Origin of the sequence: Neobacillus nitrireducens (genome assembly GCF_030915405.1) — a bacterium.
GTDB lineage: Bacteria > Bacillota > Bacilli > Bacillales > Cytobacillaceae > Neobacillus.
In genome coordinates this window covers 3,704,851-3,720,928 of the sequence record NZ_CP133262.1, presented here as the reverse complement: position 1 = coordinate 3,720,928, position 16,078 = coordinate 3,704,851, and the positions used below count along the sequence as shown (strand labels likewise).

Sequence of the window (16,078 nt, the reverse complement as noted above, 5' to 3'; positions counted from 1 at the left end):
GAAAAAAAAGGAAAGGAGAATTTTATGACAACCATAATCGGTCTTATATTAGCGATTGTCTTTATTGGTGTGGGTATGGTTTTAAAAGGGGTTTCGATGGAGTCCCTAGCAAACCCCGCCGCTTTTTTAATTATATTTGGAGGAACCTTCGCTTCACTGTTTGTAGCCTTTCCATTGACTGAAATCAAAAAATTCCCTATTTTATTAAAGATTGTATTATTTGAGCCAAAACTGCCTACACAGTCTGAATTAATCGATAGTATGGTAGATTGGTCGATTGTTGCAAGGACAGAAGGAGTGTTGGCTTTAGAAGAAATTGCCGATTCCATAGAGGATCCCTTTTTAAAAAATGGATTAGAAATGATTATTGATGGCAGTGACCGAAACCAAATGGAAGAAATTTTATACTCTGAATTAGAAGCTGTTGCAGAAAGACATAAAGTGGGCAGTTTAATTTTTAGTCAGGCTGGAATGTACGCTCCTACTTTAGGGGTTTTGGGTGCAGTTGTTGGATTAATAGCGGCCTTAGGAAACTTAAAGGATATGGATAAATTAGGCTATTCTATCGCTGCTGCATTTATCGCGACCCTTTTGGGTATTTTTTCAGGATACGTACTATGGCATCCTATTTCCAATAAATTAAAGCGACTTTCTAAAAAAGAGCTGGACCTGAAAGTCATGATGATTGAAGGCTTGCTAGCCATTCAAGATGGATTGACTCCAAAATTGGTTGAACGAAAGTTATCTGTTTATTTACCCTCAAAGGCACGTTTAAAGCAGGAGGAACCGATCAGTGAAGAAGAAGAAGCGGTTGTTGCATGATGATGATGAACACATAGATGAATCTTGGTTAATTCCCTATTCAGACCTTCTCACCTTATTACTTGCCCTGTTTATCGTCTTATTCGCTGCCGGAACGATAAACAATGGCAAGCTGCAACAGATTATGATTTCCATGAATTCAGCCCTAAGCGGGCAGGGAAGCAGCATGATCCAAAAAGAAAATGCCCTGGCCACAAAGAAAATTGATCTAAAGGAAAAAGAAACAGAAAAATTACATGGTTTAATGGAGCAAATCGAGGACTATATAGAAGCAAGAGGTTTAGAAAAGGTGATCACCATAAAAGATGAACCAAAAGGAATAAAACTATCCTTAAAAGATGTCATCTTGTTTGAATCAGGAAAAGCTGATTTAAAAGGTGATTCACTTGTCATTTTAAAAGATCTCCTTGATTTAATTAAACAAGTGAAAAATCCAATCAGTATTGAAGGTCATACTGATAACGTCCCGATTACAAATAACGAGTTCAAATCAAATTGGGAATTATCTGCAGCACGAGCTTTGTCGGTTCTATACTTTTTTGAGGATAAAGGAATTCCGTCAAATAAATTACAATTTTCCGGATTTGGGGAACAAAACCCACTATATCCAAATGATACGATCGAACACAGGCAAATCAATCGGAGAGTCGATATTACTATATTAAAAATTAAATAGTCTATTCGTCTCCCAGACTATAATAGTTACATATTCCATAAATTGGACGATAATGGCAAAATCATTGAAAAATGGTGACGCAAAGCTATAGGGGCTAATATCTGTGATGATGCTCGCCAGCTTCCGAATACGGGCTCCTGCGATTTGTGATTAAATGAAGGAGAGATATTATGAGAATCTATTTATTTATGTCCAAATTTAAATTAAAATGGCACTTCTTTCAAATGGGTTACCATGAATTATTACTGCAAGGTTGTTTAGATTTTGAGATCAAGAATAAATTACGAAGAAAGATTTCTTACCACAAAATGAAAATTAGCAATCCTTGTTAAAAGGTAATTCTACCCATTACCTCAAATTGATTATTTTCCAATTTTCTTGCATTTATTAGTGAATGGTTATCCCCCTCCTTTATGATATAATAATTTTCGGAAGACTTTCGGGTTGCGAAGGTTCAATTTGATGAAAAAAATACTTATCAAAAGACATAGGGGGAAATGATGAAACAACAAGAAGTAAGTTCCAAATCCATTGGGCTGCCGCTTACCATTTCTATTATTGCCATCTCATTTTCGGCGATCTTTGTCAAATGGTCAGACGCACCGGCCTCGATTTTGAGTATGTATCGGATGTGGTTTGCGAGCCTCTTAATGCTGCCCATCGTTTGGAATAAACGCAGTGAGTTTAAAAATATCATGAAAAAAGAGTGGTTCTTTTTATTTTTTTCAGGTCTCTTTTTAGCTCTACACTTTGTTTTATGGTTCGGGTCCCTGAAATTAACAACGGTCGCAAGCTCGACCATCATCCTTGCCTTACAGCCGATTGTCTCGTTAGTAGGGGGATTTTTCCTTTTTAAAGAGCGCACTACGTTTTCCGCAATGATGACGATGGGGATTGCCATCATCGGCGCAATAATGATTGGCTGGGGAGATTTTGGCTTAAATAAGGATGCGATTATGGGCGATCTACTTTCCTTTTTTAGCGTAATTGCTGTTGTTGGCTACTTATTAATTGGCCAATCAGTTGTGAAAAAAGTATCCCATTGGCTTTATAGCTTTTGTGTATTTTTCTCCGCTGCCATTGTTCTAACCATTTATAACGTATCGACTAGCGTTTCTTTAACCGCTTATCCAGCCAAGGAATGGGGGATTTTCCTGTTACTTGCCACTGTTCCAACCGTCAGCCACGTAATTAATAACTGGCTCTTAAACTACGTCAATGCGACAACGATCTCGATGAGTATTTTAGGTGAACCCGTTGGCGCTACGATTCTAGCAGTCATATTATTAAATGAGCATCTTGTGCCATGGCAAATTGCCGGCGGCCTGCTCGTCCTACTCGGCGTGTTCTTCTTTTTGAGCCAGCAGCAAAAACCAGTTCAACAAACGATCAGTGAAGAGACCTTTAATTAGTAGCAAGAAACCCCCTTAGATGATTGTCTAAGGGGGTTTCTTGCTTTCCTTTACCTACCTTCAAAGTAACAGTAGCAAACTATTGTTGCAACCAAACGGTCCTTCCAGCCAACTTGCCTCGATACCAGGTGGTATTTCCAACCTTCGCTGCAAGGTCCGCTGTGAATTTCTTGTTTTTGTATGTTGAAAGTTTCTTATAAACGACATCTTTCTTCCCGCCCCAGGCTTTGCTATAGGCACTGCCTGTTCCTTTGATAGAAAACGTCTTGGCTTTATTACTTACCACGGAATATCCATAGGACGTTAAATCGGTGGATTTTACCCAGCCAACTACGTTTGCACCTTTATAACTTTTACTGATTAAATAATATGTTTGCCCATTCAGCATACCTTTTCTCTTAATATAGTAAACCTTATTGGTATACGATGACCAAGCCTTAAAGTACGAGCTCGACCCTAGCTTCCTATAAATCTTGACATTGCTTTTTTTGATTTTACCCAAACGGTTGGTCGAACTTTCCAGTGTATTGGTTAGGTACCCGCCTGACACCCAAACGGTCTTCCCAGCCAAGCTTCCACGGTACCAAGTGGTAGTGCCTACCTTTTCAGTTAAATTCACCTTAAATGTTTGGTTTTTATTTTTCGAAAGATCTTTAAAAGTGATTTCCTTCGTACTGCCCCAAGGCTTGCTATACGCACTGCCTTTGCCGGTCAAATACATCGTTTTTACAATTCTGTCAGTGGTAGTATGCGAATAATTAATTAGATCAGCTGATTTTACCCAGCCGATCAAGCCAGTTACACTACTAGGCTGTTTACTAATTAGATAATATGTTTGGTCGTTGATGATTGCCTGCTTCTTAATGTAGAAAACAGTCCCAGTATAGGTTGAACCTGCTTGGATGGCTCCCACCTGTGTACCAACAGATTTATAAATCTGTACGCTGCTATTTCTAATCTGCCCTAACCGACTGGTAGTCTGCTCCACTTTTGGAACCACTCTGCTCGAATAGAGCCAGACTGTTTTTCCATCGAGATCCCCACGATACCAGATCATATTCCCAACGGTTTCGGTCCCATTTACTTTAAACTCCTGGCCTTTATAGTTGGATAGAGAACGATAGATGGCATCCTTCTGCATGCCCCATGGCTTGCTATACGCACCGCCTATTCCTTTAATATATAAGGTTTTCGCTGTAGATTTTACAGTCGATTCTGGATACGAAAGCAAATCAGAGGCCTTTGCCCAGCCGATAACACCGTCAACACTGCTAGGCTGCTCACTTAGGAGATAATATGTTTGCCCACTTACAAAAGCTAAACTTTTAATATAAAAGGTTTGGTTCGTATTCGTTTCACCTGCTGGAGTAGCGGATGCAGGATTATTATAGTCCTGATAAATCATTACCTCGCTGCTTAGGACCTGTCCTAAGCGATTGGTAGTCTCTGTTTTATTCGGGAGTGTTTTATATTTCGTCGTGACCAGTTTAACAAACTGGTCCCAGCTATAGCCCCACTTATTAAAATAAGCAATTGGATCCGCGTGGGTGGTACCCCCCAGGTGATTGGTGACCGCGGAATGCGACCAGAGTGTCCCTTCGCCTGTTTTTTCTGCATTTACCAATGGCAAATTATAATCATAGAGCAAAGATGCAATGTAATTCCCATAATTATTAATGGATCGGGCAAATTGATCAAACGTCTTTACTCGCACTAACTCAACATGGACAAATCGTTCATTCGCATAGGGACCAGCACCCCAGGCTCCATAATTCGGGTCATGAATTTCAATTACACGCGAACCATCAGCGAACGCATGCACAAAGGCACTTCGATTGTTTCTCGACATATAAGCTATCTCACCGGTTATGGTTGAGTTGTTGTTTGCTGTCTCATGAGCAACCACGCCCTCCGCTTCACCATAACCATTACGATAAGTAAATTTAGTAAATATGTCTTTATGATCATATTCAACTTTCGCAGGAATTAGCTTCTTAGAAGTGATATAATCATTTACTTTCGGGTATGTCGTTCCCGCTGCGTACATAAAAGATGGGTGTACGAAAACAAAAAGCAATAGTGACAAGACAGAGATGACTACTTTCCTCATTTTTCCTCCTAGTATAATAGTTTAAATGTCTGATAAGCTCATAAATTCTATTATACTACGACTGTTATGCTGATTTTAAGGAAAATTTTGTTTTTCAAAATAATTATACAAAATTTACAAATTATTTTTTACTATTTGGTGTCAGGCACCAATGGCATTGAAAGAGAGAAGTACAATAAGCACTTCTCTCTGAGCTTGGTTATGAGTTTGTATCAATTTATCGATTACTGGCAGATAGCGTGTTTTATAGCTTCCAAGTTGGGAAATCAGTTTCTTTTTGTTTTTCATACTCCTTCATTCTCGAGTAGGAGTGAGATAGTTTTGATAAAATGTACCCTTGAGGGCTTGATGTTTCCTTTTTCTTGCTTAGCTCTTGAATCTTTACATTCGTAAACATGTTTGAAATCAGAGCTAAGTTTTCAATCGTGTCCATTAATTCAGGGTTGTCATTGTAATTGCTTTTTGCAATAAAGTAAATGTAATCAAGTTTGTTCCTTATGTGCTTTAACGTGTCGATGTCGAATTGGTCTGTTGACATTATATTCACCCCTTATCCTAAAGCATATGGAGCAAAAGGGGATTTGGAACAAAATCTAAAAATAAATATTTACTTCATAACTGTGATGCTCAAAATAAAAAGCAGAAGTTCAACTTTAAGGTGAACTTCTGCCTCTTTGATGCTATTTATGCACTTACTTTTGCTTTTTCAGGACCAGTTTCTTTTTTGCTTATTTTTCTAACAAATGGAACGACCCAACGGTCTAAACCGATTCTTCCTGCATTGTAACCAGCTGTTAAGATGATAAATCCTAAGAAGATGTCTCTAGGGTTATGAGATACTGTTCCTGCTAAGAAGAAGCTGAAGTTCATTACTAAACCAAAGAACATCGCAGTAGTTGTTAAGCAACCTAGAATTAAACCTAAGCCGATTAAAGTTTCGCCCCAAGGTACGATTATGTTGAAGATATCAACGTTTGGCAGTGCAAAGTGTTTCAAGAAGTCAACATACCAGCCAAAAACAACGGCGCCATCTGGACCTTTGACTGGATTTGCGATTGCTCCTTTTAAGAAGCCTGCCGCATCGAAGCCGCCGCTAGATAATTTTCCATAACCTGCTGTAAGCCAAGAATAGCCAAGGTATAAACGTAAGACAGTAAGAATAGCCGCTGCAATTTTATTTTCTCTTAAAAATTTGTTAAACATAATTCATTCCGCCTTTCAAATTTTGTTTGTTCTTTATGATTACACTATATTCCCTTTTTTTGTTTAGCAATATGGGTATAGTGATAAGTTCACATTTTGTTTGAAATGTTTTGACGAAGGTTTGAACAGCTCTAAAAGCAGACGTATGGTAGCTTTTTAGAGTTTCCATTTCTGAACAATTCCCCTTAAATGCGCATATAGTAAGTTATTAAAAAGCAAAGGATGTTCTTTAATGTCTGAATTACCAGTAAAGATTGATACAGTCAGCGGGGGAATTGTCCAATTTGGAAATTCCTTGTTTATATCGCCCAAAAGTGCCGTAAAAAGTACACACGGTTCCGGATCTACAAATGCTGGGATTACGATCACGACGATTACTGGTCAAAATACAACCACTTCCGTCAATGCGGATGTACTTGACCAACCCATCGTTCAGGATAACTAACTTAAGACATAATAGGAACAAAAGGCGCAAGCGCCCGTTCAGCGGCGTATGGCCTAGAGCGCTCCAACTGAGATAAAGGAAACACGAAGGGCGTTAGCGCATTCGTGCTTGACTTATCGTAGGGCGGAGAGCGAAGGACACTAGCCGTTGGGCGCTGGAGCTGGATTCAAAGATACTAAATCAATTTATCCATAATTAAATATTTCATAATTTCCTATATAGTAAAAAAACCTTGATGGGCATATACCCAACTGCCGATTGATATTAAATATAGAATTGTATAGAAAAAGGCCTGGAGTTTCCTCCAAGCCTTTTTTCCTCTTAATCTATTTTTAGTGCAATACTCTAGCAGCAGTTGTAAATTTAGCTGGGTTATAAGTAGCAATTTTCACAACATCACCCGTTTGCGGGGCATGAATAAATTTCCCCCCGCCAATATAGATGCCGACATGGTGGGCAGGGTTACCCCTAAATACTAAATCACCCTTTTGGACATTGTACGGAGAAATTGCAGTTCCAACATCCTGCTGGTCACGAGAAACCCGCGGAAGGGAAATCCCAATCGAACGGAACACATATTGGGTGAATCCTGAACAGTCAAATCCATTTGGCGTTGTTCCGCCCCAAACATAAGGAACCCCTAAAAATCTTTTCGCATATGCGATCATCTCATCTGCATCTCCCGAATTAGACACGGTTTCCTGTGGTGCATCGGATATGGATGGATTATTTACAGGAGTATTTTGCTCCGGTTGGCTTGGACTCTCTGGTGCTTGTTGGCTTGATCTTTCTTGTACTACCTGTCTTGCTCTTTCTCTTTCTTGTGCCTCTTGTCTTGCCTTTTCTTCTGCTGCTTGTCTTGCTTTATCTTGGGCATCTTTTTCTGTTTGTTGATAAGCTAGTTGCGATTGTTTTTGCTTTAAGGTGTCTTTTGATTTTGCCAAAACTGTCGTAATTTCTTGTTTATCTGCTACTATCTGCTTCTTTTCTGCAGCTAATTCATCCTGGCTGTTTTTTAATTTGTCTAATTCCTTTTCAAGCTTTTGCTCTGAACCTTTTAATGTTGCTTCTTTTTCAGATAAAGCCTTCATTATATCTGTATTACTTTCAAGAATTGACATTACTGCAGTGGAGCGTGTTAATAACTGGGAAAAATCTTTAGACGACACAATAAATTCTGCATAAGTGATAATTGACTGCTTCCCTTGTGCCTGCATGGCTCTTAGTCTTTCAGAATAATAGTCTTTGTTTGTTTCTAAGTCTTTTCTTGCTGTTTCGATTTCAGCATTTGTTTTTACGATTTGATCTTGTTGTGCTTTAATATCATCGCTTAGTTGTTTACTTTTTTCCATTCCGATGATGATTCGATCATCGAGTTGCTGAACCTTCGTCTCTAAGTCATCAATTTGGTCAACTGTCTTATTAATCTCTACTTTTGTCTCATCAATCTGTACTTGTGTTACAGTTGGTTTTGCAAAAGCAGGCGTTGCTTGAAAAATAGTTGTTAACAGAGCAAACGATACTGAATATATTAAAATTTTCCGTTTCATACATTGTCACCTTTTCCTAGCAAAATTTTCCGACTCATATAGTTATAGTTTAAGTTTGTAGGAGAAGAATAACAATGAAAATGGCTAAATTGTAATGAATTTGTAATGTTTTGTAGAATTTTCTTTGAACGAGTCGAATAATAGGATTAGATTTTGTGATAAACGACTTTTTTTATATCACCGATTTTCAATATATTGGAAAAACAAAAGAATAAGAGGAGAAGGTAAAACGAATCATTTGAATATCAACAATCCCGAATCCATTAAGCGCCCATTCATTGGACGTTTATCATGCATACAGTACAAAAGGTAACCCATTTTTTCCACGGGTAACCAGTAGGATCATTCGTTATTGATTAAAAAAGGAGATGTATGTATATGATGGAAGGATTTCACGGCGGAGGACAGTTTGGCGGACATGGCGGAATGGGTGGACACGGTGGAATGGGTGGATATGGCGGATATGATGGACATCACGGTGGTTATCACGGAGGAGGATTTCATGGCGGGTATCATGGAGGAGGATATCATGGAGGAGGTCATCACGGCGGCTTTGGCACACCTTTTGTTGGCGGATTGTTAGGAGGACTAACGATCGGGGCCTTGTCTTCTGGCGGGGGCTACCCATATCCAGTACCATATCCAACTTCATATCCAGCACCGTACCCAACACCTGTAACCTATCCATATGGAGGCTATGGTGGTTATGGTGGCTATCCGTATTAGTTAAAAGAAGCAATAGTTAAAAAGCGGAAAAGACCTGACCTATACAGGTCTTTTCCGCTTTTTTCTTGGTAAGTTATCGCTTTTGATTTGGTGTCTGGTGTCATTCTTTTCCCTATCAATCTACTAAAGGTCACAAAATATGTAATCAGGCTGAAATATTCGTAAGTAACCCCATTTGTAAGTTGATTAACTTATCAAGTCTTTCACTTAAGGTAACAGTTTCAGCGGAGGTAAAACCTTTCGATAGACCTGCTCTTACCATTTTATTTCTTAAATTTTCGATTTGTATAAATAGATCTTCGTTTTTCATTATCGCTTAACTCCTTAATATTTGACTAGGAACCTTAGTGTACCAATTGAAAGCGGATTCATAGAACTAGTTTCCATCATCAAATATCGACAATTAACTACTACCTTCATGATGTTTATGGTATTAATTTTATTGTTACACTCGTAATATGTTGAATACTGAGTGATTCTGTTACAGAAAAATTCACTAATTTGACACAAAGGAAGTTAGTTCGAAGGAAAGATGATATTTTAGTCTAAATCGGTGCCTGACACCAAAAGAAAAAGACGAGATTTTTCCTCTCATCTTTTTTACCTCCTTCAACGCTTGATTCTTGTTACCCCAAGTGCGTTGTTTTCCCAGATTATTTTTTCGATGGTTTCCCACTGCTGTTCTTCGCAGCGAATCATTAGGACAATTTCTGATGCGATTTTTTTGGTCCCGGCTTTATTTTTTTTAACAATCAACAATTTTATTAAAAATCCAAGAAGTAACCCGCTGACTGCCCCAATAATCCCCCAGATAATAGGACCCCATTTTAATACATATCCGTAGATAGCGCCCAATAGCATCAAACAAGTACCGAGCATGGCGGATGCATCAAAAAGACTTAATCCGTCCGCTCGGTGAATCGTATCAAATAATTTTCGCTGTTCTGCTCTTTTATCAAGAGGAGCCGCTAATATCTTCTCGTTTGAAATTCCGCTTTGTTCCAAAGCCGTAATAGCTAACTCAATAAAAATGGAATTCTCGAAAGTGGCAATGACTAACAATCAACTCACACTCACTTTCTACAATGGATAAAGGAAATGCTTACTTTGATATTTTTCCCGTAAGAATTTTGACATTTCTTTTTCAAACAATTTGTTGTGTTCAATCGTTGAAACATAAGAATCATAAATGATGAAGAAATAGATGGAAGGAAAATAAAGTGTCCATTGCATATCCAGAACATTTTTAGCTTGAACAAAATCACCAGTCATCGATGCGTGGATAGCTTCCGGAATATGTCCCAAATAACAGATCGATACCGCATAAATAAAAATAAAGAATCCTGTAATAACATGGTGGAGATAAAGATGTCCGAGGCCAGGAAATAAGGCGGACCAGATAAGTGCATTTATTGGTTTTCGTTTATCCAAGTAGTTAATATCCCATGATCCTATTTTCATGTTTATGACTTGGGCGTCCTCGCGATCAGCTAAAATATACTGTTTGTTTATATCAACGGTCGTCCGATAACTATCCCAAATTCCAAACATATAAATAGCCAGATAGAGAATGAGCCACCTCTGGTCCAAAATATCTTTTGCTTTTTCAAATTCACCCAATAAGGTATATAAAATGCCAAGGTTTACTTTCGCCCGATCGTTAATAAATGTTTCCCATAGAATGAGAATATACCCAGAGATATATCGATGCTTCAAAATATGTCCAAACCCAGGATAAGAGAATGAGAAAAAAGCTGGAATCCACGGGTTCTTTAAATGCAACTGCGCGGTAGAAAATTGGGATAAATACGCTCTCTGCCTTCGAAATGGAGGAATATGATTCACTTGTAAGTCCTTCTCCTTTATGAAACGTGCGTCTTTCTATATCGTTTACAATTTATGGGATAATTATCCACGCCGGATAGAATTAGTAAATTATCCTCCATCCATGTAAAATAGCTTTAAGAAAATGAATTTTGGAGTTGAATGAGGATGGTTTGGAAGATTAATAGTTCGATTAAGGAACAGGTAGATCGCTTTGAGGTAATGATCGAAAAGGTGACTCTCCCGAATGGAGAGGAAAAGGACTTTTCCTATTTAGATTTTGCAAAGGGCGTATGTATCCTGCCAATCACGAAGGACAAAGAAATCATCTGCTTAAAACAATATCGTCATGCGATAAAAAGCTGGCAGTGGGAGTTGCCTGCTGGGATGATTGACACTGAAAGTGAAGCTGATGCTCCAATCGAAACCGCTAAAAGAGAGCTAGAGGAAGAAACGGGCAATAAGGCTGAATATTGGCTGGATTTAGGAAGCTTTTATCCTTCTCCTGGCTCAACTAGCGAGGAAATCTACTTATTTGCGGCAACCGGACTCACCGCCACAGAGCAGCGATTGGAGTCAAGCGAACAAATTGAGGTACATAAATTAACTATGCATGAAGTGAAGTCCTTAATTGAAAAAGGCGAATTCAAGCATGGGGCAGGGCTGGCAGCTGTATTGCGTTATATGTTACTGACGGACAATCGTTAATTATGGATGATTGATTATGAGACTAATTTGGGGAAGAGCCGCGTTACCTGACCGCAATTGCTAATATTTTCTGAGTTCGGGCTCGTAGAACCTCCCTTATGAAAAAAGGAGTAACAACCGATTTAATTGGTCGTTACTTCTTTCCCTTTTATATCACCTTTTCCCCAGGAACCCCATTGATGGAATAGCTCACGGTTATTTCTGAATTTAAGGAATGGGAGACGGAACAGTATTTGTCTTTCGATAATTGAATCGCCCTTACTACCTTATCTTCAGGCAGTTCTCCGTCCAATGCATAATGAATATTAATCGTTGTGAAACGCTTGGGATGATCCTCGGCACGTTCTCCTTTAACGTCCATTTGAAATGCGGAGGGCTCGAGGCGCATTTTATGTAAGACTGAGATAATATCCATTCCTGTGCAGCCTGCAACCGCCTGAAGCAGTAGTTCCGTTGGTCTCGGACCGGAATTCTCTCCTCCCACTTCTGGAGCGGCATCCAGGATAATTTCATGACCGGAAGGTGTAACCCCCGAAAACGCCATTTTCTCTTTCCAATTAATTGTTAACTCCATACTCATACCCCTTTCACAAGTTTATTCTAACCCATTCATCCCTTCCTTATTTTACATAATAGATAAAAATAAAAAGGAAACAGTTACACCAATTGTGGTGATCGGTCTGTTTCCTTCCTTTTATCTAAAAATCACTTTTTATTAAATCCCTGCTTATTTTTTCGAAAGTCCTTCCACATCAATAAACGGCGTGGCTCCACCTGTTACACTTGGCAGGCGCCCATCCCATTTCTCCAAGGCCTTTTCTTGAACTTCAATTTGCTTTAATTGAATTAATTCCGGCGTTACTTCTTGTTTTTTTAATCGTAAGGCTTCCGCTTCTGCACCGGCTTGAGCAACCTTTTGCTCAGCTTCAATTTTGATTCGTTCGAGATCCCTTTGTGCCCGTAATGCATTTTGTTCCGCGGTTTGTTTCGATTCAATCGCTTTATTGAATTCATCACTAAAAGCAAATTCTTTGATATTGATATCTTCTAGAATCATATAATATTTTGTTAATTTACTCGCTAGCATATCTTTCACTTTCGCTGATACCTCTGGACGTTTCGAGATTAATTCTTCCGCAGTGTACTGTGCGGTAATCGCCTTAAGTGATTCAGCAATCGCTGGGTCAACGATTCGGGTCCGATAATCCAAGCCAATTTCTTGATAGAGCTTATTCACGGCCTCCGGATCAGCAGAATAGTTGACGGCTACCATCGCAGTGACCATTTGCAGATCCTTGGAAGCAGCTGTTTGTGAACTTTCTTCTTTTTGGACCCGAACCTCAATCGGTTGAACGGTTTGAATAAATGGGAGTTTAAAATGAAAACCTTCCGTCAAAATCGTTGATTTGACAGCTCCTAATTGTAAAAGAACGCCTCTATATCCAGAATCAACGGATGTGCTTGAAAAAAAGGCAACCACGATAATAACAAGTGCAATGATTCCACTAATAATCGATTTTGTATAATTCATTCGGATCCCCCCTATTTAAAACTTTATGAAAATAGCCCCAGTTTTATACAATAAGAAATGCGCAAGCGCCCTGTTCAGCGGCGTATGGCCTGGAGCGCTCCAACTGAGATAAAGGAAACACGAAGAGCCGTAAGGCGATTCGATGTTGACTTATCGTAGGGCGGAGAGCGAAGGACACTAGCCGCTAGGGCGCTGGAGCTGGACAATTTTCAAAGTCAAAATTATACTTTCTTATCTAATTAAAAAAAGAGGGAGTGGATCCCTCTTTAAAGCAACGTGGATCATAATCCAACTCTAGAAAAACTGCTCTACCAATTCCACCGATGTAGGTCTGCTAAAATAGTAGCCTTGGATTTTATTACAGCCAATGCTGCATAAATATTGATATTGGTCTATTTCCTCGACCCCCTCGGCAACCACATTCATCCCTAAATTTCTGCCCATTGCCACTAATGCACGACAAACCGACTTTTGGTTTTTATTGTCTAGGCCCTGAATAAATGATTTATCAATTTTGATCGTATTAAAAGGGTACTGCACCAAATAACTAATCGATGAATAGCCGATTCCAAAATCATCCAGGATGATATCTACCCCATATGCTTGCAATTCTTGCATCGTCTGCAAAGTTTTCTCGACATTCGTCATCGCGGTCCGTTCGGTTATTTCGATTTTTATTAGTTCCGGTTGTAAATCATACTTTTGTAAGGAATGTTTAATCGATTCAATGAAATGATCCTGATGGATTTGCCTCGCCGGAACATTAATCGAGATATAAAAAGGCGATAGATACTTATCCAGCCATAACCGGCGCTGGCTACAGACTGTCTCTAAAACCCAATTGCTAAGTTTAATAATTAGGTCCGATTCCTCAGCAATTTGAATAAATTCTACCGGCGGAATGCTCCCCAAGACAGGATGCTTCCAGCGGATAAGGGCTTCCAGACCGATGGCTTTCTTCGCATACACGTCGACAATAGGCTGATATTCTAAATACAACTCATTTTTTTCGATTGCCTTATGAAGATATTGTTCAAGAAGCATTTTTCGCGACAGGCTTTTGGACATGCCCTGTTGATATTGCTGAATACCCGTTCGATTCTCCTTCGCCAAGTACATCGCCTGATCGGCTCTCATCATGAGCACATCAGCATCTTGCCCATGATCGGGAAAAATACTGGTCCCAATACTAACACTCATTCTGTACTCATATTCAGTCAGTATAATTGGTTTAGCAACCACCTGGCTTATTTTCGCAGCCATCTCTTCTATCATTTGCCCATTAGGTAGATTTTTTAATAGAATGACAAATTCATCCCCGCCTTGACGGGCAATGACATCCTCTGTCCGGATATGCCTTTTTAACCGGGTTGCGATGATTTTAATCAACTGGTCTCCCATTTTGTGGCCGAGCGAATCGTTGATATCCTTGAACCGATCAATATCGATGAAAAGAATCCCCACGAATTGCTTATTGCGCTTTGCTTCCCCAATGGCTGTGCGAAGCTGTTCATCAAATTCCCTGCGGTTCGGCAGGCCAGTTAATGGATCGTGAAAGGCTAAATAGGTCAACTCAGCCTCTGTTCTTTTTCGACGATCAATATCCATTAAAACCCGGTCAAACCGCACAGGACCAATTGAAAGCTCATCAAAAATAGGAACAATATAGTCAATAACCCACTTGTCCATTCCCTGGCGGGTAAGAATCCGGTATTCCATTCTGACGGATTGCCCTTTGTCTAATAGTGCGAGTTGCTCTAGGAAGTCTGCTTTATCATGGGGATGAAGGATATCCAGCCACAAATAGGGGTTCTGAACAAAATCTTCCTCGGAGTAACCAAAAATGCGCTGAGAGGCGGAGGATATTTGAAGTGTTTCCATCGTTTTTGCATCAACAGACCATAAACAAATATCGATTTCGTTTAAAATTTTATCCCAATTGCTTGGATCATAAAGTTGATGGATGACCGCATCTTTTTCAGACTGTTCTATAATAAAGCCGCAAATCCCTTGAACCAACCCACGGATCTCAAGCGGAATCGAGACGATATCTACCGGAATATTTTGCTTATTTTGATGCCTGATTTCAATCTGAACCTGAAGTCTTTCACCATTAAGAACGGTTTTAATATGCTCAATCGTTTTTTCAATATATACATCATCCAATTGAGAGAGAAAGCTCCTTTTAAAATCTATTTCTCGTTGATACCCCGTTAGCTTGATCGTTGCATTATTGGCAAACACAATTGTACCTTCTAGATCAAGAATGAAGCAGGGTACAGGGAGATTTAGCAGAACAGATTTAAAGGTTTGAATAAACATACCCAAATCGGTGCTTTTACTTTGATTTTTCATAGATTGCTCCTCTCATTCAATATGCTAAAATACTCGTTTTTTCGACACCCTATATACTATTTATCATAAAGGAAAGGGAAGCTGGATACTGTTTCAAAAGTCACTTAAATAGGGCAATTTTTCGACAATCACCCATGGTTCTAATACGCGAAAAAGACAAAGGGACAATCGTCTCTCTGTCTTACTTTATTACCATAGATTCGTGCGGAGATGAGAGGGTAAAACTTTTCCCAAATGTTCATAATTGAGCTAAGTTTTCAGCTCTTATCTCTATTAAGATAGAGATAAGCTAGAAAACATTACCACTATTATGATGTGTTTGGAGGAAACAACATGAATCGACTTTTAACTGCATTTGCCTTAATGCTTTTATTATTAACCGGCTGTTCATCAGATAAGGCCAGTACCGCCATGGACGGTGAATCAATCTATAAGGAAAGCTGCGCTGCATGTCACGGCGCTCAATTACAAGGGGCTGTCGGCCCTACTATTGTAGATATGAAGAGTAAATATTCAGAAGCCGAAGTACTGAAAATTATTAGTGAAGGTACAAATAAAATGCCAGGCAACTTACTAGATGATGAAAAATCTAAGATAGTTACGAAATGGCTGATGGAGAAATAAAATGTCCATTCGAAGATTAGGAGAAATTCCTAATCTTTTTTATTTACGTTCCCTAAAAACTGTGTCAATACGACATTTTTCCCTATTTTCAC

At 39.1% G+C, this 16,078-nt stretch carries 17 protein-coding genes and 1 riboswitch; of the genes, 7 read left to right on the top strand and 10 right to left on the bottom strand.

Going from position 1 to position 16,078, the window contains the following annotated elements; all coding sequences use genetic code 11:
• The first annotated feature begins 24 nt into the window (after nucleotides 1-24).
• The 3 genes from motA (at nucleotide 25) to RCG22_RS18010 (ending at nucleotide 2,910) form a co-directional block, all read left to right on the top strand.
• Complete coding sequence (gene motA, locus RCG22_RS18020; RefSeq protein WP_308104051.1) at nucleotides 25-822, top strand: flagellar motor stator protein MotA; 798 nt, start codon at nucleotides 25-27, stop codon at nucleotides 820-822.
• Nucleotides 794-1,498 (top strand): OmpA family protein, encoded by a 705-nt coding sequence (locus tag RCG22_RS18015; protein ID WP_308104050.1) that lies wholly within the window; start codon nucleotides 794-796, stop codon nucleotides 1,496-1,498. The genes motA and RCG22_RS18015 overlap by 29 nt, the downstream gene beginning before the upstream one ends.
• A gap of 44 nt (nucleotides 1,499-1,542) precedes the next feature.
• Nucleotides 1,543-1,626: riboswitch (cyclic di-GMP riboswitch) on the top strand.
• Between the two features lie 372 nt (nucleotides 1,627-1,998).
• Nucleotides 1,999-2,910, top strand: coding sequence for a DMT family transporter (locus tag RCG22_RS18010; RefSeq protein WP_308107198.1), 912 nt, complete (start codon nucleotides 1,999-2,001; stop codon nucleotides 2,908-2,910).
• Nucleotides 2,911-2,989: 79 nt separating this feature from the next.
• Here the strand turns inward: RCG22_RS18010 and RCG22_RS18005 are convergent, their stop codons facing one another.
• The 3 genes from RCG22_RS18005 to RCG22_RS17995 form a co-directional block, all read right to left on the bottom strand.
• Nucleotides 2,990-5,020, bottom strand: a complete 2,031-nt coding sequence (locus tag RCG22_RS18005) for a peptidoglycan recognition protein family protein (protein ID WP_308104049.1) — start codon at nucleotides 5,018-5,020, stop codon at nucleotides 2,990-2,992.
• A 244-nt stretch (nucleotides 5,021-5,264) separates the two neighbouring features.
• Nucleotides 5,265-5,558: a hypothetical protein gene (locus RCG22_RS18000; RefSeq protein ID WP_098264059.1), complete on the bottom strand. Its 294-nt coding sequence runs from the start codon at nucleotides 5,556-5,558 to the stop codon at nucleotides 5,265-5,267.
• 146 nt (nucleotides 5,559-5,704) lie between these two features.
• The gene (locus RCG22_RS17995; protein WP_308104048.1) at nucleotides 5,705-6,223 is read right to left on the bottom strand and encodes a DoxX family membrane protein; all 519 of its coding nucleotides are present in this window, start codon (nucleotides 6,221-6,223) and stop codon (nucleotides 5,705-5,707) included.
• 232 nt (nucleotides 6,224-6,455) lie between these two features.
• Here RCG22_RS17995 and RCG22_RS17990 point away from each other — a divergent pair, with 232 nt between their 5' ends.
• Complete coding sequence (locus tag RCG22_RS17990) at nucleotides 6,456-6,668, top strand: spore germination protein (protein ID WP_308104047.1); 213 nt, start codon at nucleotides 6,456-6,458, stop codon at nucleotides 6,666-6,668.
• Between the two features lie 332 nt (nucleotides 6,669-7,000).
• On the opposite strand, the gene RCG22_RS17985 is transcribed toward RCG22_RS17990, so the two are convergent.
• Nucleotides 7,001-8,218 carry a C40 family peptidase gene (locus RCG22_RS17985; protein ID WP_308104045.1) on the bottom strand — a complete coding sequence of 406 codons (1,218 nt, stop codon included), beginning with the start codon at nucleotides 8,216-8,218 and terminating at the stop codon, nucleotides 7,001-7,003.
• Nucleotides 8,219-8,596: 378 nt separating this feature from the next.
• Here RCG22_RS17985 and RCG22_RS17980 point away from each other — a divergent pair, with 378 nt between their 5' ends.
• Nucleotides 8,597-8,944 (top strand): cobalt transporter, encoded by a 348-nt coding sequence (locus RCG22_RS17980; protein WP_308104044.1) that lies wholly within the window; start codon nucleotides 8,597-8,599, stop codon nucleotides 8,942-8,944.
• A 145-nt stretch (nucleotides 8,945-9,089) separates the two neighbouring features.
• On the opposite strand, the gene RCG22_RS17975 is transcribed toward RCG22_RS17980, so the two are convergent.
• The 3 genes from RCG22_RS17975 to RCG22_RS17965 all read right to left on the bottom strand — a co-directional run bounded on the left by RCG22_RS17975 (nucleotide 9,090) and on the right by RCG22_RS17965 (nucleotide 10,789).
• A complete protein-coding gene (locus tag RCG22_RS17975) occupies nucleotides 9,090-9,254 on the bottom strand; it encodes a Spo0E family sporulation regulatory protein-aspartic acid phosphatase (RefSeq protein ID WP_308104043.1) in 165 nt (54 codons plus the stop codon).
• Between the two features lie 299 nt (nucleotides 9,255-9,553).
• Entirely contained in the window at nucleotides 9,554-9,949 is a 396-nt protein-coding gene (locus RCG22_RS17970) for a hypothetical protein (protein ID WP_308104042.1), read from the bottom strand.
• 75 nt (nucleotides 9,950-10,024) lie between these two features.
• Nucleotides 10,025-10,789: a hypothetical protein gene (locus tag RCG22_RS17965; protein WP_308104041.1), complete on the bottom strand. Its 765-nt coding sequence runs from the start codon at nucleotides 10,787-10,789 to the stop codon at nucleotides 10,025-10,027.
• Between the two features lie 147 nt (nucleotides 10,790-10,936).
• Between RCG22_RS17965 and RCG22_RS17960 the strand changes: the two genes are divergently transcribed.
• Nucleotides 10,937-11,476, top strand: coding sequence for an NUDIX hydrolase (locus tag RCG22_RS17960; RefSeq protein WP_308104040.1), 540 nt, complete (start codon nucleotides 10,937-10,939; stop codon nucleotides 11,474-11,476).
• A gap of 148 nt (nucleotides 11,477-11,624) precedes the next feature.
• Here RCG22_RS17960 and RCG22_RS17955 read toward each other — a convergent pair whose 3' ends face one another.
• From RCG22_RS17955 to RCG22_RS17945, 3 genes are all read right to left on the bottom strand, one after another.
• Nucleotides 11,625-12,050 carry an OsmC family protein gene (locus RCG22_RS17955; protein WP_308104039.1) on the bottom strand — a complete coding sequence of 142 codons (426 nt, stop codon included), beginning with the start codon at nucleotides 12,048-12,050 and terminating at the stop codon, nucleotides 11,625-11,627.
• A 153-nt stretch (nucleotides 12,051-12,203) separates the two neighbouring features.
• Nucleotides 12,204-13,007: a prohibitin family protein gene (locus tag RCG22_RS17950; RefSeq protein WP_308104038.1), complete on the bottom strand. Its 804-nt coding sequence runs from the start codon at nucleotides 13,005-13,007 to the stop codon at nucleotides 12,204-12,206.
• 294 nt (nucleotides 13,008-13,301) lie between these two features.
• On the bottom strand, nucleotides 13,302-15,362 hold the full coding sequence (locus RCG22_RS17945) for an EAL domain-containing protein (protein WP_308104037.1): 2,061 nt from the start codon (nucleotides 15,360-15,362) through the stop codon (nucleotides 13,302-13,304).
• 333 nt (nucleotides 15,363-15,695) lie between these two features.
• On the opposite strand from RCG22_RS17945, the gene RCG22_RS17940 reads away from it, so the two are divergent.
• Nucleotides 15,696-15,986: a c-type cytochrome gene (locus tag RCG22_RS17940; protein WP_098264070.1), complete on the top strand. Its 291-nt coding sequence runs from the start codon at nucleotides 15,696-15,698 to the stop codon at nucleotides 15,984-15,986.
• The last annotated feature ends 92 nt before the right edge of the window (nucleotides 15,987-16,078 follow it).

Coding starts and splice junctions, on each gene's coding strand:
- RCG22_RS17960 (WP_308104040.1), top strand. CDS start 10,937: ATGGTTTGGAAGATTAATAGTTCGATTAAGGAACAGGTAGATCGCTTT.
- motA (WP_308104051.1), top strand. CDS start 25: ATGACAACCATAATCGGTCTTATATTAGCGATTGTCTTTATTGGTGTG.
- RCG22_RS17980 (WP_308104044.1), top strand. CDS start 8,597: ATGATGGAAGGATTTCACGGCGGAGGACAGTTTGGCGGACATGGCGGA.
- RCG22_RS17985 (WP_308104045.1), bottom strand. CDS start 8,218: ATGAAACGGAAAATTTTAATATATTCAGTATCGTTTGCTCTGTTAACA.
- RCG22_RS18010 (WP_308107198.1), top strand. CDS start 1,999: ATGAAACAACAAGAAGTAAGTTCCAAATCCATTGGGCTGCCGCTTACC.
- RCG22_RS17945 (WP_308104037.1), bottom strand. CDS start 15,362: ATGAAAAATCAAAGTAAAAGCACCGATTTGGGTATGTTTATTCAAACC.
- RCG22_RS17955 (WP_308104039.1), bottom strand. CDS start 12,050: ATGGAGTTAACAATTAATTGGAAAGAGAAAATGGCGTTTTCGGGGGTT.
- RCG22_RS18005 (WP_308104049.1), bottom strand. CDS start 5,020: ATGAGGAAAGTAGTCATCTCTGTCTTGTCACTATTGCTTTTTGTTTTC.
- RCG22_RS18000 (WP_098264059.1), bottom strand. CDS start 5,558: ATGTCAACAGACCAATTCGACATCGACACGTTAAAGCACATAAGGAAC.
- RCG22_RS17995 (WP_308104048.1), bottom strand. CDS start 6,223: ATGTTTAACAAATTTTTAAGAGAAAATAAAATTGCAGCGGCTATTCTT.
- RCG22_RS17975 (WP_308104043.1), bottom strand. CDS start 9,254: ATGAAAAACGAAGATCTATTTATACAAATCGAAAATTTAAGAAATAAA.
- RCG22_RS17950 (WP_308104038.1), bottom strand. CDS start 13,007: ATGAATTATACAAAATCGATTATTAGTGGAATCATTGCACTTGTTATT.
- RCG22_RS17940 (WP_098264070.1), top strand. CDS start 15,696: ATGAATCGACTTTTAACTGCATTTGCCTTAATGCTTTTATTATTAACC.
- RCG22_RS17990 (WP_308104047.1), top strand. CDS start 6,456: ATGTCTGAATTACCAGTAAAGATTGATACAGTCAGCGGGGGAATTGTC.